The organism is Fibrobacter sp., assembly GCA_024399065.1.
GTDB lineage: Bacteria > Fibrobacterota > Fibrobacteria > Fibrobacterales > Fibrobacteraceae > Fibrobacter.
Map to the genome: position 1 here is coordinate 63,448 of JAKSIB010000005.1, position 21,530 is coordinate 84,977.

General features: G+C 42.5%; 17 protein-coding genes. 1 reads left to right on the forward strand and 16 read right to left on the reverse strand.

Annotation, left to right across the window (positions count from 1 at the left end):
- Window positions 1-8: 8 nt before the first annotated feature.
- From MJZ25_03830 to MJZ25_03905, 16 genes are all read right to left on the reverse strand, one after another.
- Window positions 9-857 (reverse strand): hypothetical protein, encoded by an 849-nt coding sequence (locus MJZ25_03830; protein ID MCQ2123293.1) that lies wholly within the window; start codon window positions 855-857, stop codon window positions 9-11.
- 30 nt (window positions 858-887) lie between these two features.
- Window positions 888-2,996, reverse strand: coding sequence for a hypothetical protein (locus tag MJZ25_03835; protein MCQ2123294.1), 2,109 nt, complete (start codon window positions 2,994-2,996; stop codon window positions 888-890).
- A 2-nt stretch (window positions 2,997-2,998) separates the two neighbouring features.
- Entirely contained in the window at window positions 2,999-4,147 is a 1,149-nt protein-coding gene (locus tag MJZ25_03840) for a hypothetical protein (GenBank protein MCQ2123295.1), read from the reverse strand.
- A gap of 73 nt (window positions 4,148-4,220) precedes the next feature.
- The gene (locus MJZ25_03845) at window positions 4,221-5,378 is read right to left on the reverse strand and encodes a hypothetical protein (protein ID MCQ2123296.1); all 1,158 of its coding nucleotides are present in this window, start codon (window positions 5,376-5,378) and stop codon (window positions 4,221-4,223) included.
- Window positions 5,379-5,480: 102 nt separating this feature from the next.
- Window positions 5,481-6,125: a hypothetical protein gene (locus MJZ25_03850; protein MCQ2123297.1), complete on the reverse strand. Its 645-nt coding sequence runs from the start codon at window positions 6,123-6,125 to the stop codon at window positions 5,481-5,483.
- A gap of 123 nt (window positions 6,126-6,248) precedes the next feature.
- Complete coding sequence (locus MJZ25_03855) at window positions 6,249-6,752, reverse strand: hypothetical protein (protein MCQ2123298.1); 504 nt, start codon at window positions 6,750-6,752, stop codon at window positions 6,249-6,251.
- Window positions 6,753-6,796: 44 nt separating this feature from the next.
- Window positions 6,797-8,311, reverse strand: coding sequence for an AAA family ATPase (locus MJZ25_03860; protein MCQ2123299.1), 1,515 nt, complete (start codon window positions 8,309-8,311; stop codon window positions 6,797-6,799).
- 124 nt (window positions 8,312-8,435) lie between these two features.
- The gene (locus MJZ25_03865; protein MCQ2123300.1) at window positions 8,436-9,710 is read right to left on the reverse strand and encodes a hypothetical protein; all 1,275 of its coding nucleotides are present in this window, start codon (window positions 9,708-9,710) and stop codon (window positions 8,436-8,438) included.
- Window positions 9,711-9,783: 73 nt separating this feature from the next.
- On the reverse strand, window positions 9,784-10,680 hold the full coding sequence (locus tag MJZ25_03870) for a hypothetical protein (GenBank protein MCQ2123301.1): 897 nt from the start codon (window positions 10,678-10,680) through the stop codon (window positions 9,784-9,786).
- Window positions 10,680-13,013 carry a hypothetical protein gene (locus MJZ25_03875; GenBank protein ID MCQ2123302.1) on the reverse strand — a complete coding sequence of 778 codons (2,334 nt, stop codon included), beginning with the start codon at window positions 13,011-13,013 and terminating at the stop codon, window positions 10,680-10,682. Before MJZ25_03875 ends, MJZ25_03870 begins: the two co-directional genes overlap by 1 nt.
- Entirely contained in the window at window positions 13,006-16,107 is a 3,102-nt protein-coding gene (locus tag MJZ25_03880) for a hypothetical protein (protein MCQ2123303.1), read from the reverse strand. Before MJZ25_03880 ends, MJZ25_03875 begins: the two co-directional genes overlap by 8 nt.
- A 9-nt stretch (window positions 16,108-16,116) precedes the next feature.
- Entirely contained in the window at window positions 16,117-17,091 is a 975-nt protein-coding gene (locus MJZ25_03885; protein ID MCQ2123304.1) for a hypothetical protein, read from the reverse strand.
- Window positions 17,092-17,186: 95 nt separating this feature from the next.
- Window positions 17,187-18,056: a hypothetical protein gene (locus tag MJZ25_03890; GenBank protein ID MCQ2123305.1), complete on the reverse strand. Its 870-nt coding sequence runs from the start codon at window positions 18,054-18,056 to the stop codon at window positions 17,187-17,189.
- Window positions 18,057-18,102: 46 nt separating this feature from the next.
- A complete protein-coding gene (locus tag MJZ25_03895) occupies window positions 18,103-18,465 on the reverse strand; it encodes a hypothetical protein (protein ID MCQ2123306.1) in 363 nt (120 codons plus the stop codon).
- Window positions 18,466-18,489: 24 nt separating this feature from the next.
- On the reverse strand, window positions 18,490-19,449 hold the full coding sequence (locus tag MJZ25_03900; GenBank protein MCQ2123307.1) for a DnaJ domain-containing protein: 960 nt from the start codon (window positions 19,447-19,449) through the stop codon (window positions 18,490-18,492).
- Between the two features lie 3 nt (window positions 19,450-19,452).
- Window positions 19,453-20,700 carry a transposase gene (locus tag MJZ25_03905; GenBank protein ID MCQ2123308.1) on the reverse strand — a complete coding sequence of 416 codons (1,248 nt, stop codon included), beginning with the start codon at window positions 20,698-20,700 and terminating at the stop codon, window positions 19,453-19,455.
- Between the two features lie 354 nt (window positions 20,701-21,054).
- Here MJZ25_03905 and MJZ25_03910 point away from each other — a divergent pair, with 354 nt between their 5' ends.
- Window positions 21,055-21,507 (forward strand): hypothetical protein, encoded by a 453-nt coding sequence (locus MJZ25_03910; protein MCQ2123309.1) that lies wholly within the window; start codon window positions 21,055-21,057, stop codon window positions 21,505-21,507.
- The last annotated feature ends 23 nt before the right edge of the window (window positions 21,508-21,530 follow it).

Sequence of the window (21,530 nt, forward strand, 5' to 3'; positions counted from 1 at the left end):
CAGATAACTTACACAACAAGATCGTAATTACTAATCGCCGCCGCAGATACTTCAGATGCACCGACAAACAATCGGATAGGATCATCAGGATTGGCGCCCGGAATAGCAGCATGAGCCTTTAATGCCGTCATAACCGTCTGGGCATTGGTAACATTCCTGATATCGATGTCATATTGCGCCCCAATACCCTTCAATATGCTGAAATACATTGCAGGGAACATAATGACCTTACCCGGCAAGAATACACGCTTTACCAATGCATCATCAATATATCGTGTACAATTGGAATCGATCAGATAGGTAATTTGCTGTGACAGCTTACCTTTCATATAAAACTTAACACGGTCATCCACCATTAGCGTAATAAAGCGGCATCCCGGAACCAACTTGATCTTCTTGTCAAAATCCTTCAGCATCCCCTCATCCATGGCAATCTCGGCCACACGTTTCATCGGATCGGCGTCACGGCTACGAGGGGTATTTCTATCCATAGGCTTAAAACACGATGGGTCAGCAGTAATTGTACGGCAAGTAATGTCAGATGACGAAAACTTAATATACTCATAGAAGCGGCCGCTCATCGAAACTTCCTTATCAACACTAACACTGCCTGTCGTCGGATAATTGATAGCTTCGGCATATTTCACAAATTCAGACAAGGAAAAAATATTGACATTTTCACAGTCAAAATTCAGATCGGCAGGGCCAGCCGATAAATGTGTGAACAAAGCCTGTCCGGGAACTGTAATGCGGCAACGGCCATCCTTTTTATACAACAGGGTTTGTTGCGGCTTTGCGACAGCCACAACTTTTTTCAACAGGTCAAAAAATTGCTGACTAAATGTAATATTGTTCATAAAAACCTCACCATCAAATATATGAAAATCCTATTTATATTGCAAACCGGTGTGTCCAAACCGAATCAGCATCGTTTCGGCCTTATTCCAATCCAGCGAATTAGTACTTGGCACAAAATCAGCGCACATACTAGAATCCACTTCAATTTGCAACATCTTAGTCCCAAGACGCTTCATCATCATGGAAATTGCATATGGGACATAGGAACGTCCATCACCCAATACATGAAATGACTTTAATTCCTTCAGCAGCGGCAAATACCCGCCCCTGATAGCAACAAACGGTCCATCCAGCACAGCAACCTCATGGCATCCCACAGCAGACTTGGTTCCTATAACCCTTCGGGCCAACTCAGGGTTGACATCGGAATACAGAGAATACATTCCGTATGTACTAGGGCAATTCACCCACGACCCATTAGGCAAGAAATACTCATAGCCAAACGGTGCAACTGCCGCATATTCATCCGGCACAGCACGAAGCTTATTAAAGAAATTGGAATCCGGGACCATCGATGAACCGGCAACCAATATAATCCACGCAGGATCCACTTTTGGCGGCAACGACATAATAGTATGAGCTCTTTTCGCTATATTAAGGAATACGGAAAATATAGGTTGCTCAGACCGTTTGAAATACGTCACGGTATCCTTCGTATAGAAGATGCAGTCATTCGGTTCACGACTATACTTTGTATAAATACCAATACTTTCGGTTCTATTATACACAATAGTAACGATTTCAGGCACATTAGATTCTCGAAGCAGTCGATTCGGAGTTATTTTTACCTTGGCAGCCTCAGTAATGCCAAGCATACGTCGAACCTGATTTCGTTCAGATTCAATTTTGATCGTGTTCGCAATAGCCTGTTTTTTACGTTCTTCCTGTTCGAAATCCTTACGTTCGATAGCGGCTCGTATGGACAATTCAAGTTCATCATCTACCGGCTTATACGGAATCGGCATACTGCGAAGCTTGCGCCTAACGGCACGAAGGTGGCTCAAATCATTATGATTTGTTTTGTCCAGAGTCTTCCTGTCCTTATAGACCTTATATTCAAACACCGGATCGACATCAACCCCACTAGCTATAACAGCATCAACCTCTTCTTTAATCCACCCCATGTAGGACGGTGTAAATTGCTTCGCAGTTTTTTTCAGCGCACGGCGTTCCTCAGTCGTAATCGGGGCGGAATTGATTCCGGCCATAGTACGGCATTTATCCTTTACATACGTATCGATCCAAAAATCAGTTTTGCCAAATTTATTTTTAATATGATTTCGGGAATAGTATGGCAAATAATCGCCATAGCACGCCTTATTCTGCAATACAACGTACAGCTCATCAAGATCAGACTTTGTGAAGAAATTTTTCGTGATTCGGCCAACCTTAACCTTTTCCGGGACAAGCTGACGCCCATTCAGCATTAGACGATATGTCCGATCAGATATTTTCATATAATTACGGCATAAATTTACCGTCAATTTATCTGGCAATGGAATCTTCCTAAACAATACTGTAGCCGCTTTATTTTTTGCCTTCGCCTCGGCATAGATATTATTCAGATACAGACTAATTTGGTCACGGGTCATTCCCCTAAACCTACGTTTTCCGTCACGGCGCACAGCCTGTATACAGGTAGCCTTACCGATGCGAACATAATGGCGCAGCCTGCCGATTTTTAATCCAAGAAATGCAGCGCAATCTTTCATCGGCATTTTTGGCGGAAGCCATCGAACCATCTTACTAGGCACGTAATTCTTTATGAAATAATCATAATCCTTATAATAAATAAACTTGCCATATTCGTCCGCAGGCTGTTCAGTAATATATCCCTGCTTCACAAGGCGTAAATATGTTCGTTCATTTACATCCAAATCAGCTATAATTTCAGCAGGTCTCCATTTAGCCATTGGATGATTCTTATTAGGCGGCTCAATACCATATGACCTCAACTTAGCCATGGCCCGTTCAAAGTTATACACTTTTAGGCCATTAAGCCCGGGCTGCTTAAACGGAATATCATTTAAGAAATCGGTATCTGTAAGTAAACTAATCGGCCGCCCAATATGTTTAGCTATCGTACTCACCGGTACGAATTCACTTTCACCACCCTTATATCGAAGATCACCAAGCATATTTAAAAAACAACTCCTATTCGTCTAGCCGCCGAGAGGCGGTCTCTCGCAATTTTACGGGCCGCCATCTTTTCTTCCCTAGCCTTCTTCTCTACATCACCGAATTTCAACGCAAACAAAATATCTGACCCTTCTGGACGCATACTATACTTCTGGATGTAAGCAGGATCAACATACCCACTGGAATCTAACGGCATTTCACCGGCCATTACTGCCCCGTTTATATCCTTCGCCTTAATATCATTCCAATCAAACCATCCGAATCCTTTCTTAGTCGTGTCAACCATAGCTTTCTGGCCGGGAGGGTCGTTGTCCCAAATAATAGTACATTTATCCTTATTTGCAGCAATCTGCGGATTATCGTTCAATACTTCGCCAAGATGCTGGATACCACCTATAGCAATGGAATTACGAATAAACGTAGAGTCGATAGTACCTTCAAGAATATAAAACGGCTTCGAGAAATCAACAAAGTCTATATTATAAGCCGTGCGTTTTACACCTTCAAAATTTCGGTAACGTAGCGTATTATTCGGATCGATAGCTCTGGCATCAAACTGATTCCATGCACCGCCAAAACGATAGAACGGTATGATAATACGATCACGATATTCATTACCAATTGGATAACCACTACTGTTCAGAATTAAATTACCAGCCGGGTCTCGTTGTAAAAAACGCTTATCATTAAGACATACAAACCATTTTTCGTATACCATCGGCCTAATTTTTCGGTCAATACAAATTTGTTTACCCTGAACCGCTAACGGATGGTTGCATGTAATTGGGATAATTTCACCATCCATGAATGGCAGGCCAATTTTTTTAGCCTCACTTACTGGCACTTCCTTTTTCTGTTTCGGCTTACTATCACTATCGAATCCAAGCAGCAACATTCGTCCAAATCGATCTTCATCATGTTCCTTGATATACTGCATAAAATGTTGGCTCACACCACACTTATAGCATATATAACGCCACGTATCCTTGTAAACGTATGCTTTTTTCTTGTTTGGAAAATTCAAATCGCCGCACGTAGGACACACAAAGTTGAAACAGTCTGATTTTTCAACCAGAACTTGCCCGCCGAACATTTCATTCACGGCATCTTCATATTCCGTATCAGGTATATTTTCGTACGAAAAACTCATGCACCAAATATATTAAAAAATGAGGATGGTGCCAAATTTAGCACCACCCTCGGTTTCCAACTACTACTTCAATTTAGAACGGCAGTTCGTCATCATCAGAAGAAGACGGCGGGAGCTGATTTGCCATAGGCTGGGCGGCCGGTGCAGCTGTTCGAGGAGCAGCGATAGCGGCGGCAGCCAGCAAAGCAGCGTCATTATTTACCTGCGCAGGCTGTGCGGCAGGAGCCGGTGCTGCAGTCGGTGCAACAGGAGCGCCAGTTCCGAGGAACTGAGAAGCATCAACTACAGTGGTACGGGGTTCAACAGCCGGCTTGTATGCAGTTGCCTGCTGATATCCGCCAGTCGGAACATCGTTAGTGATAGCGTCGGCCTTTTCCTGAGCCTTACGTTCGGTAGCTTCCCAGAATTCACGAATAGCGGCGGCAGCTTCCTGTTCGGTAGGAACGCCTTCGAGATACTTGGTCAAATCATGACACTGGTTCAGGATTTCGATCATCTCGTTGTTTGTTCCAGCCAACGGTGTTGCTTCGTCTTCATATTCAGAACCTTCATAGGTAGGCATGCCCTTAGCTTCATCCCAAGTGACCATGACAGTAAAGTCTACGCCATTAGTCGGGGAGTGCGGGATAAAGCGGCGCTTTTCCTTCTTCTTACGATCACGAATACTACCGGGTGCATTGGCAGAATCTGTAGTGGTTTCAGCACTGTCGTCAAACGGTGCACGAAGCATACGATCCATAGCGTCACTATGACGCCACACCTTAACCAAGCCGTTGTTGTTCGGTTCATTGTCGTCCTGACGGATCAGAACGTTGGTATACCATTCTTCACGGGCGAGCATCTTGGTGAGTTCCTTGGCACGTTCGTCCTTCTTGCCATAAAGCTTAACAACTGCGTCGTAACGGTTCCAGATGTCAGCACAAATAGGACAGCTGGTTACACCCGGAACAGACATGCGGCACTTCACTTCACGGAAAACACCATTCATAGCAAGACGATGGGTCTTGACATTAACGCCCGGATAAAGATTATTCTTGAGACCTTCGATGCCCTGAGGGAGCACACGAATAGTTGCATCATAGCCCGGATGCTTTGCGGAAACACGGGGACGCCACTGATTAGGATCAGCATTAGCGGAACCGCCACCACGTACATTAGGAATGACTGGAGCAGCATTGATGGTCAAGAAATCATCAAACGAAGCATTAGCATTAGGAATCTGAGTATTCATGTATTACCTTACCTTTTCTTATCTTTTTCTTTTTCTGTTCTTTTTTATCTATCTTGTCCGCAGTGTACCCGTTGCCGGTTAACTGCCAATGTATAAATTATACTATTTATTATTTTCAGTGTCAAATTTTGAATATGTGAGCTGAGCAAAGGCTTCAGATCGTTTAAGAGCCTTGTCAACCTGTTCACTAAGATTTTCCGGCAACTCAAAGTCAAGATCGTCCTTATGTTCTTCTTTCAGGGCGTCGGTGACTTCATCCATCAAGCTGTCAAAATCCCAAGATACTTGCTTAGCAATAACATTATTGATAACACACAGGTCGGAGAACTTAGATGCATATCCTTCAAGCTTTTCAGAATCGGTGACCTGCGTATTGTTCGGGTCATATTCTTCGTCGATATGGACCTTTCCGTCTGTGTCCTTGGCAAGCATTTCTGCAGGATTCTCGACGAAATGCGCACGGTCGATTTCTTCATCATCACGTTCATATTCATGGGCTCGGCTTAAATAATCCTTACCAATAAATCGATTTCGCTTCTGTACTTCAGCCAGCCAAGTGTTATACGCCTCAGTCTTTACCAGAACTTTTGTACCGCCATCACCCACACCATTGCCGTCAGTACCAATGTTGCAAATAGCATTCGTAATCGTTTCAATAGTTTCCTTGTTGGCGGCAGCTTTTTCAGCCTCGGCCATATCGTTTTTCGTCATGACGTCATTATAATTTGAAAACTTAAACTTGCTCATATAACTACTCCAATATATCAGCTATGAATACAAACAGGCCTTGAATCAGCATCACAATTTCATCGCCAATATTGGCAAAAAACTCAAGAAACCTAGATTTATTAGATTCGCTACGTTTCGTCATTACATCAACCCCGCCATGATTTCAGCTTCTTCATCAGGATCATCTTCAAGCAAACGTTCTTCATACGACTTTTCTTCCGCCGGAGCGCCAGTCACAATGTCATTATCATCATCTTCCGCATTTTTTGCACGCTTACTTGTCGAATTCACAACAACCATTTCAAGTTCCTGTTCACTAATTTCTATAGATCGCTCCCTAGCAAGCAACAGTTTGATGTCCGTATCCAGAATTGCGCTTAGCTTCACGGCATCAACCATTGTTTCAACGGCAACCAGAATGTCAAACATCCCGAACCCTTTAGAGGCGTACGTTTTATACAAATCCCAGATAGCCGCATTCAGTTTTTCCTTATTCTTCTTAATGATATTTTCAGGCATATTCAGGATAATACAGCTATCGCCATCAAAACGTGGTTTCATTAGATATTCATCCAATTTGGCCACAATTCCGGCAACAGATGTATCTAGCTTATCCTTCTTGCCATCAGTCAAATTTTCTAACATAGTTAGTACCCATTACTAAAAGCTATGTTAGAAATTAGATCATTCTACACGTAGTTTCCTATACCATCGGCCGGAGTACCTGCGGACCCAACGACTTCATCAATAGTCTTCTGCGGCACCGTAGTCTGGTTCTGGATTCGTTCACGACGACGTGGTGGCGCACCATTAGGCCTATTCACCGGCTGCGGAGATATTGACGCCTGTACCGTTTCGAATTCGATTCGGGCAGCCTCTTCGGCATGCAATTCATCTTCAGTGGCCGTAAACCAACGCATTGTACTAAAATCACAACGGGTTTTGAATGGAATTTCATTGGGGCCCATTCGATTCTTCTTGATCCAGTGCGCATACATACCGAGTGACGCCAATACAGGGTCCTTCGTAATGGTTATGATCAAGTCACCGGTTTCAGAATAAGCGGAAGAACCACTGACTGATTCCAGACCGGCGTCAATATTAGAATAACCGGTACGATTAAACTGGATAGCCGACAACCCAGCTATATTACGTTCAATGCATAACTCACGGATCTGTTCGGCCTTAGCCTGTCCATCCAAATACTGACTTTGTTCCGAAATCGCACCAGACTTATTTGGCTTCATGATGCCAATATAGTCGATAACAAGTAAATCAATTTTCTTACCTGTAGTTGCCGTAAACGAATCAACCAACGCCTCGATATCATTGGTCGTAGTCGTCGTCCTCATGTGCTTGATTTTCAATGTACCGAAATGTTCAGCGTCAGGATTCTTCGAATCATACATCATCTGGCGGCATTCGTCAGGCGTTAAATTGCAGACGTCTCCCTGCTTGACACCGGTAACATTAGCCGTAATTCGGCGCCACACGTATGCTTCAGACAATTCAAGCGTAATATACAGCACATTATAGCCTAAACGAACGGCATGGCCGGCCTCACTACATAAAATAAGTGACTTACCTACGTTCGGCTGTCCCACATATAGAGTAAGAGCTTGGCGAGGATATCCACCCTTACTATCGTCGCCTTCAACCGGAGTCGTATAATGGTTAACCTCAGCAACACCTGACGGGATCGCATTGACAGTTTCACGCAACCTACGTTGAGCCTCTTCAATGTCATCAACCAAGTCAAGACCTAAATTCATGTGAAGACTAAAATTGATTCGTTCCTTGAACATCGGGATGATGTTTTTAACGTCTTCAAGGCGATTTTCATTCATGGCAATCGCTTGCTCACGAATAAGCATTGATAGCGATGCCTCTTGATAAAAGTTTTCGATCAACGACACACAGTATGACTGTGTGACAGGCGGTATTTCTGAATTACAAATTGTAAGAATTTTATTACGAACTTCTTCACCAAGACCATGCTTTTCAACACCCAACAGTAATTCCTGACCGGACGGCTGCCTGCCATATTTTCGAACAAACCCACGAATCAGACGAACGATGGTCTTATTAGTTTCATCCTTGTATAGGCCAATTTCCATCAATTTAGCCATTTTCACCGAAATTGTGGCATCAGTAAAGTATGTTCTAAGCACCCAGTCCTCACGGGTCAAGTCATACACAGCCATATATCACTTCCTTTAATTTCACATAAGTACGTGACAAGTTTAGAAATTCAACACACAAAATCCAAATTAGAACAAACCGGGGCTGTTTAGCGCAGCCCCGGTTGAACGTCAGGTAAGGAACAAATTAGTTTTCTTCATTTTCATCGACCTCAAGACTACGGAGCATTTCAGCAGTCTTGGCAACCTCGGCGTCCATTGCGGCACGAGCCTTCTGTTCAGCAGCAGCCAATTCGTCTTCATCGAATTCGATTTCTTCATCAACACGGAGGCAAGGCGGACGATACTTATACGTAGCCTTAACATACTCATTGATAGGTTCCAGAATGGTACCGATGGTGTTCTTGCCACGTAACTGGCTCAACTTGCAGACCAGCCACTGTGATGGATCCTTATTCGGGTCCTTAATCACATAGCACTTCTTCCTAGTCTTTGTGCCATCCTTTTCAAGCGGCACGGTCAAATCAGGGTACTTAGACGCCTTAAATTCTTCGATCAAGCCGGCATCCATAGCGATCTGATGCAAACCGTAGTAACGGTCAAGACCATATTTATAGTCTAGATAAATCGGCGCACGCAGACCTTGCTTGACAAGACGACTCTTAGTTACAGTAGCATGAAGAACAACACCGAGAACTTCCTTACTATCCTTTTCAGAAGCCTTTTCGAAGGTCTTGAACAGGTTCAAAATAATGGAAGCACTAAACTTAGCACCTTCACCACCAGCAATCTTTTCAGGATTACCGAACATTGCACCCGGATCCATGTAAACATGGTTCGTAATGAACATCGGGATACCTAAATTTGCGCAACGGTTGGTAATAGATCGATACATACCGGCCAACTGCTTAGCCTTGGTCATGTCCTGCTTGATTTCACCCTTAGTTGCGTCATTGATGGCCTTTTCCGTGGATAACTGACCCTGAGAGTCAAGGATGAATGCCACCTTACGCTTAATTTCAATACTATCGCCACGGTCTTCTTCAAGTGCATCGATAATGCCATTGACCGAAATAAAGAACTGTTCAACGGTAGTCGGTTCCTTAATAAGTCGATAATGACCCGGGATAAAACCGTTCTGAGTTTCCAAATCTTCTTCAGTAGTTTCACCTTCAGTATCATAATAGAAGATGTAATATCCTTCCTGAAGCAGGTTATAGCAGTAATTGTTTTTTCCGATATAAGATTTACCACTACCCTGCTGACCTGCTACCATGATAAAGCGGTTACGGGGGAACCCGCCGAAAATATCACCACACAGCAACCCATTCAGGGCATATGAACCAGAATCCACAAATCCGAAATCCGGATGACGCATACGCTTATCCGCATAACGGTCATTCACCTTGATACCATTCAAGAATGAAAAATCATCATCAGCAATACTTTTCTTTGTTGCCATATTAGTCCTCACTTACGTTTTTTACATCAAAAAATGTAGTAAGAACATTTTTTTATGTCAAATTTTCACAAGTTTACGGTGTAAGCAAGTCTTTTCCACCCTTTAATGACGTCCAAACATCATTTTTTGACATCACCGGATGCATAAAAATAGTCGAATTCGCAAAATACACCTTAGACCAAGGCAATTTTGCATCACCCAATTCAAAAGGACGCCTACAAAACACTATAAAAGGATCAAAACTATTGACTTTGTTAGAATTTAACACTTCAGGCCACCCCTGTACGGACAAAACAGCGCAGTTTTGTTGTATCATCGTAACTGAAAATCGAGGTGGATGGCCATTACTTTTGACTAAAACGCTATATTTGCCATTTTTATTATGCAAAAACAGGTTTCTGCGGTCATCACGAAGAACTTTCAGGTATTCTTCCAAATTGATGTACCCGACTAATGGCAAATTTTTAGGCATATGCGTATTCAATTCATAATATCGAGCAATAACAGGTTCGAACAATTTACCATTATTCAAATCCAGATGTGTCATGATATCAAAAATTCCACGAATATCCTTATGGGCCTCCGCATTAAACGAAATGGCCTGCTTATTACTATCCATCATAAGATAGATGCTTTCATACCTGAACGGCGACACAAATGTAAACCCACACTCAGGCAGTCTAGAACCTGACGGAAAATAATTCAGTGCTTCCGCAATATCCCTGACACCAGTCGATTTCGCAACGATCGAGTCATTAACCACATACAAATCAACAGTTCGACCATTTAGCCTATACGCCGGCATAGCAATGCCATTATCATTCTTGTAAGTATCAGATTCAATAACAACATGCGACAACGGATGGCCGGCATTATCCAGCATACCGAATTCTTTTGCAACATCCATGTAGTCAGTCTTGTAGTCCTTTACATAAACAAGCTGCTTATTCCCGACATGCTGCAGTATCATTATTGGCCCCTATCTTTGAAAGTTAGATAAATGTATTCATGACGATGCGTCGGCAACAAAATGCATAGCTTAACTTTAATCGTATTCATGCCCTCGTCAAACGATACCGAGCTCAGGTCAGGATCGATCGTTACACGGGGTTCATACTTCGCTACAACCTGCATACATTCCTTGATAATTTCATCAGTATCATCAAGTGTGGCAATCGTAAATATACGGCGTTCAATAGTCGAACCAAATCGATAATTGAACAGTCGTTCCCCCTTATTAGTTAAGAGGCATGAATACAAGTTTTGGATAAGACTAGTTTCATCAGTGATTTCAGCAAAATTGTTGAAGCCGAGATCACGATTATACGTCGCAGATACACTGACTCGTTTATCCTCGTTTACACCCGGCCTAATCTTATCTGCCAGAATAGTATTACGGTAATATGCGTCATTTTTAATGTATAGGTTGTACGGTTTCGTCAAGTCAATTAGGGTACCGTTAGGTAAAACACTCTTGACCACGATGGAAACGTTTCCCGTAACTGTATCCGGGACCACCACGTCAATGTAGTTTGAATTACCCGATACAATCACACCCTTGACCCCATCAAAATACACTTCATTATTAAACACGTAATTGCCAAATGACCCGCTATAATCACTCACCAGCAATCGGATCGTTTCGCCCCCAATCGCAGACGACGTACCGATCGATATGTTAAACGTTTCAGGCTTCATAATAGCCTTTTCACCAGACGTAATAAGCAAATACGGGTGGAACTGAACATTTTCGGTAGAATTAAACGTGATTGACGGATTACCTTTATTCTTGATCATGACAGCAATCGCCGCCGGATACTGATACGTATTATTAAGCCATTTCTTGACTATATCCGCATTCAATTCCAATTCAATATAATTGTTATACCCGTCCATTCGGCCATTGTTAACAACCATAGATGCCACTGGAATGTTGGTCACATATTTAGACAGTTCGCCATACGTCATCCCAGTATCCCATTCACTAGACGACATTTGATACACAACAATATCACCTGAACTATAATTCATCCCAGACACATACATTCCTAAAGTTCCAACACCCTCTAGAGTATTCAGGTGTCCGACAGCAAACTTCATAGCAACAATCGTATTCATGTTACCTCGTGACGAGATCAATGTCGGATTAGAACTGAATTCCGGTATTCCACCCTCAACGACATACGTATCAACTATAGGTTCAGCTTTCAACGTATTTATTGTATGGGCATATTCGGACGCATTATCCAGTACAATTTTATGGCCACCTGCAGATGTTTCAATAGTAGGGAAATTTACCGGTATCGATTTAGATGGCAATACAGGGGTATTGTAAACACGAGCCTGAACATCTAACTTACGGGTAGCCCCAGTACATAAAAATGTATATGTATTGGGTTCAGATGATGAATCGACAGAATCAACTTTAATGTTGGTAAAGATCCCTCGTTCATTAGCGGTGGCCCCATCATAATCAAATGTGAAAAAGTCTCCCTCTTCAGCCTGTAATGATGCTGATGAAATCGTTGCAGTTCCCGAATCAGGGTCAATATGCAACGTCTCCACATTATAATAGGATACAAGTTCCCACTTTTCGGCACGGCCGATTTTATTATAGCTAACATCAGGCGTGTTTGGGTTATAATGCTTTGTCTGATACGAAAAGCTGGTTGGGTTTATTCGCTTAATCAAAAATGTGCCCATGAACCTACCACCATTCTCGCCAAGAATATGATTCGTAGTTGTCAACGTAGACGTCGACGAACCAGCCACAGGCAATCCAGTAATGGTAATAGCGTCACCAGTTTCAAACCCATGCGGTTCCGCCGTAATTACAGTCACTGATGTTCCGGTTGATGTAACTGAACGGATTTCGATATCACTAATTTGACGTTCGATGATCAAATTTCGTGGATTTTTTGTACTCACACTAGGCAACATAGAAGCGCCGCTAACTGTTATCGATTCGCATTCACGATAATGCCTATCGATTCCGTGTAGCACAAATGTATTCACACCGGCTACAAGAGGATATCGTATTTCTGTGTTAAAATTTTCGCCGTGGTCAGAATCAATACGAGGCGGTCTAAGTGCCGAATCCCAGTCGTCATACTCTGCCACACCAGATGTTTCCATCAACCCATAATGGGCGGTGGTTGTGTACGCCTGTGCGGAATCCTCATAATTCAAGAACAACCTTGCTCGGTATACATCATCCAGAATATTATCGGGTAAAGTAATCGAATACGACAGTGATCCCGGATTAACGGTCATACTAGCATTTACGTCAATAAAATTAATCATATAACGAACCCTCAATTCGGTCTTCCTCGGACTGAACCTTTTTCAATGATGTACGCTCAGTCGTCTTGGACTTAGTATCCTGTTCAGTGTGTTCATCTAAATCACGATCAAGACTTGAAAATGACTTACGTTTAAAATCACCGAACGCCCTACTCATCTGAGACGCATAATCAACCAGTTTATTTACATGAGTGACAATGCGACCAAGTTTCGATAGTTCAGGGACGACATCAAGAATAATACCAATACCTTTGGGCACATCGTCTTGTTCAATCTCGCTGACAGCAAGAACGATATCATCAAGAGATATCCCATCAATCAGAGATTCTATTGCAGTTTTCGCCCATGCATCAAAATCATTACGGGTATCGCTAATAACATTCAGCATAGTAGTCGATCCACGAACAATCACATGCTTAGAATTACCGATTATCGAATCATAGGTATCACGCAAATTAAGCTTGGCAAATCGATATATAACACCGTAATTAGATCCAGATGCTTCATCGAAAAACGCCAAAAAATCACGAATCAATGACAAGCAAACACTATTTTTAAAACACGCAGCCTTATCATCGTACGGCACCCCGTTATTCGATTGAATACGTTGATACACTTCGTATCTAGCATCTACGCTAGTACGCATTTGTCGAAGCAGTGATAATGGTTCCGCCAATTGAGTTTGATATGCAGCCAATTCATCAGGCGTAGCCTTGGGGTTTTGGCTACGATACTCTGAAACTTTCTGTTTCATGTCATCATCCGACATAACACAATATTTTTTAAAAATAGCATCAATGGCATCAACATCACCAACTAAGCGGTTAACCATAGCGGCAAAATTATTAAACCACATGTCACGAATTAAGTTCACCTTATCGGCTGAACTAAAGAATTCACCTTTAGTTGCCGCATTAACAGCACTAACATGGTCAACAGCATCTTTCCTACCAAATAGCACATCATCAAATAAATGCAATGCAAATGATTCGTCATTTTGTACAAGATAATCATAATACGGCATCATATCAAAATCATTATCTTGCAGCATAGTCATAACTCGCTTAGCTTCATCAAGACCGGCATTTGAGTTCGTAATCAAACGGAATGTATCCACAACCAACGATTCGGGCATTTCAAGATTCTGAGCGACCATAGAGCAAATAGTTTTTGCCAACGGATCAAGCTGAATTACCATTTCCGATAAGAGATTTTTAACGTTCATCACAATATCGGATGAATTACTTACACCTCGACGATGAGATACGACATCATTGACTGTCCGGATTTGGTTCCTATTATTATCATACACGCTAACGTAATTATTATAGATAGAATCAATGCTAGACGCCATAGAATACAATGCGTCAACAACCTTTTCCGCACTCATGAATTGATCCGTATCATATCCGGCAGCTTCCAACTGTGAAAACAATGATGGATACAATTCGCCATTCACAACACGAATGATTCTCGCACGAATATCATCAATTAGAGCATGGGCGTATATGTGTTCAGCAGCGTCATGCTTAGAATTTTCCTTTGTACCGGGCGTTGAAATTGCCATATACGGGACCCTACCATACATTCCTTCAATCATATCATATGCAATAGGTGTCTGATCAGTAGTCAAAAACACTTCAATAATATCACGAATAATTGTAGAATAACTGGTTAGCGACGTGAAAATAACTGACGCTTCAGATGTAGAATCAATTTCAGGGAATGTCAACGCATCCATAGGCATGGAATGTTCAACAGCATTGTTGGCATCACTTACGAGACGCATCCACCCCATAATCTTGGAATAAGCCCTATAACTGCGCTTAATTGCGCTCATACAGCGCTTAACCATTACAGAATCCGAACGTTCTGCATCAGACACACGCATATCCACTAAATCGGAGTGTCCCTGACTAACAGATCCCTCTTCAGCATTATTGCGACCACCGTCATCAGAATCATCAGACGAATCCCCGATACGATTAGTTGCATCAATATCAGTCAAGTCAACAGCAACAAATTGATCGGCGAAAATATTATGAACGACCTCAGTAGCTGTGTTTCCCTTTTCATCTTTGATTGGATTACCTTCTGCGTCAACTTTATCAATAACATGGTCAAGTTCAGTTAACTGCAGAACAAAAGCCTTTGAATATGGATACGCCATATTAAATTCGCTAACATTCCTATGGCGGCGCCCAATACGTCCCTCAGACCATGTCGTGCCTTGTCTAAATTGAGCATATAGAGTTTCAGCGTCAGCGCTCAAATCAACAATTTGCCCATCTACGTTAACCGGCTTAGCAAATTTTTGTAAAACAGCAAAAAAACCGGGTATAGCACCACCTCGTCTTATCCCATTAAAAAATGCGGACGAGCCAAAAATACGTAAAGAAAACTTTGCGTTAGCATCAGTCAATTCTGTACTAGACGGTAATTTAAGCGATCCATATACCTTGGCACACGTTGTCATTTTTTGGAAATCATATCCGTTTATCAACGCAGTGATAGCGTCCGTAACAGTCCCCGAATCACTATTATCAACGTATGAATCAATGGCATCACGCAGCGTAAGATTAATCTGACGTCCTAACTGGTTGTTAAACCCCTTATTCGCCAAAGACACATTTTTATTCATACGGTCTTTACCAGTAACTATCTGCATGCCAATACTTTTAGCCAAAGAACGTAAACTACCATTGGCGGCATTGACAGACAAGCCGCTATTCTCTTTGCCAGATTTATTCCAATATAGGTTACCCGTATCGATAACATTATTAAAATACGCTGCTAAAGCGCTTGCTACATTACGGTTACCATATATTTTTTGCAATTCACGTTCATTATTATCCACTTGAGTGTTCAACGCATCGCCACTCAATCCTGTAGTGTTAGCATACTTATCAATATCAATAAGCGGTTCCAGCCAATTCATGACCATAGTTGAGTTAATCTCGGGAACTTCACCACCATTGTTATAATTTTGCTTAGCTCGATCCGCCCAGATATTAAGCAAGGTCATCAGGTCATAGTTAATGTACTTCAATACATCACCGGTGGACAGTTGTTTTATAATTTCCTCGTCTTTCATACAATCACCTTACTTTTCCTTGGGTAAACGATTCATATTTGCGTCAGCATATTCTCCATATCCAGCCACAAGACTATTAAACATATCGTTGGTATGATCATCTAAGTCACCAACCGTGATGGATCCAACCAATGCATGTGCATCAGGAATAACCTCTTCATATTCTTCGCCATCATCAACAACAACCCCAACATGGCATTTGACATAATCGATTAGTCCAAACATAGCCAATGTAGGGTCATAGTTATACACATTATCAATCAAGCGAATTGTGTTACCGCTAGTCATAAGCGCCTTATTGGATGTCATTGACTGCATAGATACATCAGCCGCTTTACTGGTAACGAATCCACCATATTTCTCGCTGGTATACTGATATACAGGCAACGATTGCTCCAGCACTTCCAGCGAGCATCTCAGCAATGTATCAGCATCTAGCTCAGACTTGAGTGTTTCAATAAACAGAGTTTGGAATTTCGAAGCATCCAGTTCAGTCAACATCTGATGACGGGTATTCAGAAAAATCTGGACCAGCTCACGGTTACATATAATGTATTGAATACGCTTAGCGTCAGCTTTAGATATGCCAAGTAGTTTCAACAGCATATACCAATCAGCACTTTCGCCTTCATATTGGTTTGGGGCATAAAAATATTCCGGGTATAAAACGTTTCTTCGCTTACCATCAGAACCCTTAAATCCTCTAGCCAGCATAACAATAAATTCAGCTATAGACACTTTAGCCAGCGATTTATCGAACACCCTGATATTGGCATCCGACGCAACGACATTCTCGGAAACATGCAGCAACCGCATCAACTGGTCACGATCTTCCAAAGTAATCATCGTGCCTCTTTTATCTCTAGCAGCAAGCTCATTATATTTTGCAGCGAATTCATCACCACTTATCTGAGAACCATACAAAAATGCGTTCAACATTTGGGCCCAAATATTTCCTAGTGTCGCAGCGGTATACGTATCCATAAGCAAATCCCTATTGTTACAGGTAGTTTATAAGATTCGACGGGATTTGAAACAAAAAGCCCACACTTTCATGTGGGCCGTGGGTTCGCTATGGTCTATGGTAATTCAGGTAGTTCCATACTAGGTGGTGCGTCATCATAGTCAGACTCATCATCTTCGGCTTTCGCAATCGATTCCTCAAGATCATTCAGATACTTATAGAATAATGAATAGCTTTCAACCATATCATCCGATTCAGTCTCGAATATATCAGTCGGAATCCATCGTTCATCCAGATACATCTTGGCCCGTTCGTAATATTCATAGTCATTCGGGATCCACACGTCATAGACATAGCCTAAATCAGTGACCAGCATCCCTATACGAATAATCTCCGGATATCCACCATACAAAACAACTTCCTTCATATTCGTCGGGACTTTAGTCTCGTCAATCGGATTTTCAGAAAAATCCTTATATGTACGAATCGACTTGGAAATAGTGGAATCTACAGAAAATACATCGTAACTATATTTTCCCGGGACAAACATATTACCACTAGATTTAACAGTACCATTAGAGATGGCAATGCCAAAAAGCTTTGAACTTACGTCAGTATCCTCGATCAGAGGATTCTTCTGAATATACTTGGTGGCAAATTTACCTACATTCACATTTTTAGGCACAAATCCAAGCGAATACGCCGTAGAGCAATCCTTCATGGCGACACTTGCAATAAAAGTACCGCCAAGATCGTCAAAGACGGCATCATAAGCATCACTTCCGGCAATACGTTCATTGGTAGACAGAATGAACGGAATTCCATTATAGACATAAATGGTATACCGTTCAGTCTTCATATCGCCGATAACGCCCGTATTGACATATACATGCACAGGCTTGTAATGTTCAGATTCATCAGTTCGTAGGTCCACTACCAACTTCTTGAAATCCTCTATCATATCGGCGCCGTCGTAGTCACTCATGAAAACACTCATGGTCGGTACGACGGTAGTTAGTCCACGGTAAACATTATTCATTGACAAGCAATCCAAGCGATTCGTTAACAGAGGTCAGAAGGGAACCGAGGGTTGAACCCGGGGCAGTTGCGCCGGATTCAAGACGGCCAATATAATCATCAATCGCATTAAGGATATCACCAGACACGGTAGCCGTATCATATTCAATCTTAATATCCTTCTTAACAGTGGGGACCCCATCTTCAACCGTCAATCCAGCCTTTTCAGCTTCTTCATTCGAAACATGGACACTATCGATGAATGCGTCAAATGCCAAGCGCACGGCCAGCGTAGACGGCAATCGATATGCGTTACGTTCAATATTCCAACGGTCAATAATACCCAACTTGATTTTCTTAGTCTTAATAGTCTTCATAGACAAACCCTATGTCATTTTCCTTTAAATTATATCATTAAACCTGTTATTACGGATTTCAGTAAACATATTAGTATCCGAATCTGTTTTTTTCAGGGTAACATTGAATCGAATCAAGAACCCGGATACCTTCTTGATGAACGGAACACCCGTTATATCTTCAGGCGCCACGACCACATTGAACTCTCGGCCATTACCGGCGTCAACCTTAACACATGTTCCCAGTACAAGATCTTCAGGGTACATTTCAACAGTCGTATCGATCACATTGTCGGTTGCGTCATACGAACATTTACCACATGGCGTGACATTAAACTTGACATGGAGATTGCCATTTTCACCACCATTAGATCCATTATTGCCATCACCACGCAAGTCCAGCTTCAATACACCCGGCATGTAATTAATTGGTTTGACAACCGTCTTTGTAACACTGCCAGAACCATTACACACATCGCACTTTTCTTCCGTCTTGTATCCGGTGCCGTCACAACCGATGCATTTACGCTTACGGCCCTTAAAATGGATCATTCCATAGCCACCACAATGAGGGCAAACATGATGTATTTTGGCACCAGTACCGGCACATTCTAGGCATTCACTATGGCGGGTGAATGTGATCGGCATTGCCGGCACCCCAGTCATAAACATGTCGACCGGCAAATTGACTGTCAAGTCAATATCCGTCCCATGCTTCATGTTTTTGGGTTTTATAGGTTTTTTGCCAAAGTTTTTGGCAACTTCCGGACGTCCAAAAACTGATGCCAGCATATCAAAGTCGGCTGCAAACGCATTGGATTCGTCATATTTCCTACGATCCTCAGGCGTCTTGATAATTTTATAAGCCTCATTCAGCTTAACCATCATGGAATCATCCCCATTATTCTTGTCAGGATGATATTTTTTAGCCAATATTTTGTACTGTTTCGCTATTTCAGCATCGGTAGCCGTTGGGCTAACCCCAAGAATCTCGTAAACACTCATGAACTACCCTCCCACTAAAGATGGGTGGGTTTCCCCGTGTCCATCTGTGGCATTACAAGCTTCCTGCTCAAGGTGTGCAACCACACCAGTGTCAACAGGCTTAATGGTTCCATCCATTCCCTCAGTCCCTGAGGTATTTCCACTTAAACGTATGCGATTCCCTTCATTCAGTATGTTGATAGCTGCGTTCTGGTCTCTATCTAGCCAAGTGCCACAATTCGGGCAAGTCCACTCTCTATCAGATAGAGTCAGGGTGGTATTCTTGTAACCGCAGCAGTGGCATAGCTTGCTGGACGGATAGAACGAACCTACCTTGACATAGTATCTACCGTGCCAGTAGGACTTGTAGGCAACCATATCACAGAACCTACCGAACGATGCATCGGCTATTGCCTTGGCTAACTTATGGTTCTTCAACATATTTGACGGCTTCAGGTCTTCAGAGTAGATGTATTGGTTCTCTACAACTAACTGCTTGCTGACCTTGTGCTGGAAATCAATTCTCTGGTTTCGTATCTTCTCGTGTACCAGAGCGACACGGTGCTTCTGCTTCCGATAGTTATTTGAGCCTTTGGTGCAATGTGACAGCTTACGCTGTTCCTTTGCTAACTTTTGCTCACTCTTTCGGAAATATTTTGGATTGTCAATGACGCATCCATCGCTGTCTATCAAGAAATCCTTGATGCCGAGGTCGAAACCAACCTCATTTTGATTAGGAGGCAGTTTCAGCCGTTCATCATCCATTTCTACTAGGATGGAACAGAAATACTTACCCGTAGTTGACTTGGATATCGTCAGGCTGCATACTTTGGTTATGGGCAATGACGTGAAATCATAATCTTGCCTAAACTTAACCAATCCCGCCTTCGGTATGAATATCCTATCGTTTCGTACACCTCGGATTAGCTTACCTATGATTTTCGACATCATCGCATTACGATAAGATTGTCTATCACTCTTCTTCTTGAACTTTGGGTAGTTAGCCTTCTTGTCAAAGAATTTCTGATAGGCTTCCTTGGCATCCATATAGACGTTTGCCATACCTTGGCTGTCGGCTTCCCGCATCCAAGGCCACTCCTCCTTGAACGACGCCAACTTCGGTGTAAATGACATCCGAGTTTCCTCGTATATAGCTTGCTTCAAGGCAATGAACTGGTTGTATATGAAACGGCAAGTGCCGAAGGTTCTATTGAAGAACCTCTCCTGCCGTTTAGTTGGATACAACCTTATCTTGAATGCCTTGTTTATCATATACAAAAATGGCCCATTGAGGACTAAACTGGCATTCAATTCCCCAACAGGCCACAAAATTCTTGTTTCCGATAGGACAATAGAGAATGCCAGTAATCCATTGTTCTACCTATACGTTTATACATTGTAGAAAAATATTTCAGATATGGCAAGTCGGCTATCATCTCACGGGCTAAAGACCCGTAAGTTTTCTCGCCGACAAATTATAAACTACATCAAAAGAACATTGGGTGACTTATGGCTAAGAATTCAAAAGGAATCACTGCAGCACAAAATATGAAAAACTGGGTTGATCTAACTGGGGTCGTCCAGAAAAAACACCAAAACAAGCTAAAAAATGGCAAATACCCACGTATGGGATTCCCGGAATGGAATTTCGACAGCGCCGTTGGCCACAGTCACCCTATGGGAACCGACGCTGGATCAGGAAACGGCGGATTTGCCGGCGGGGCAAGCCTTACCGCTGGATTTGCACCGTCAGCGGTAGCAACCAGTTCAGGCCCAGTCGCCGCAGCACCATGTGGCGAATCGATCGAACCGTCCGACTTCAACGCAATCCTTGAACATTTCAAGGCAGAAAATCCGACATCGGCCGTAGTCGATAAAATCAAAGATATGTTCAATGCGTCACAGGATGGAAATTTGACACCTCTTATCCATGATTCTGAAGGCGTCGATACTGTTGCAGACATGGAAAATCGACCAACGGACGACACCCAGACATCAGCGTTGGCAGCAGCATGTGAAGCTGTCTTATACGCATTCAAGGCATACACTGGAGTCGATTACTTCAATTACAGAAAATGAACTACCACCCACTAAAGATGGGT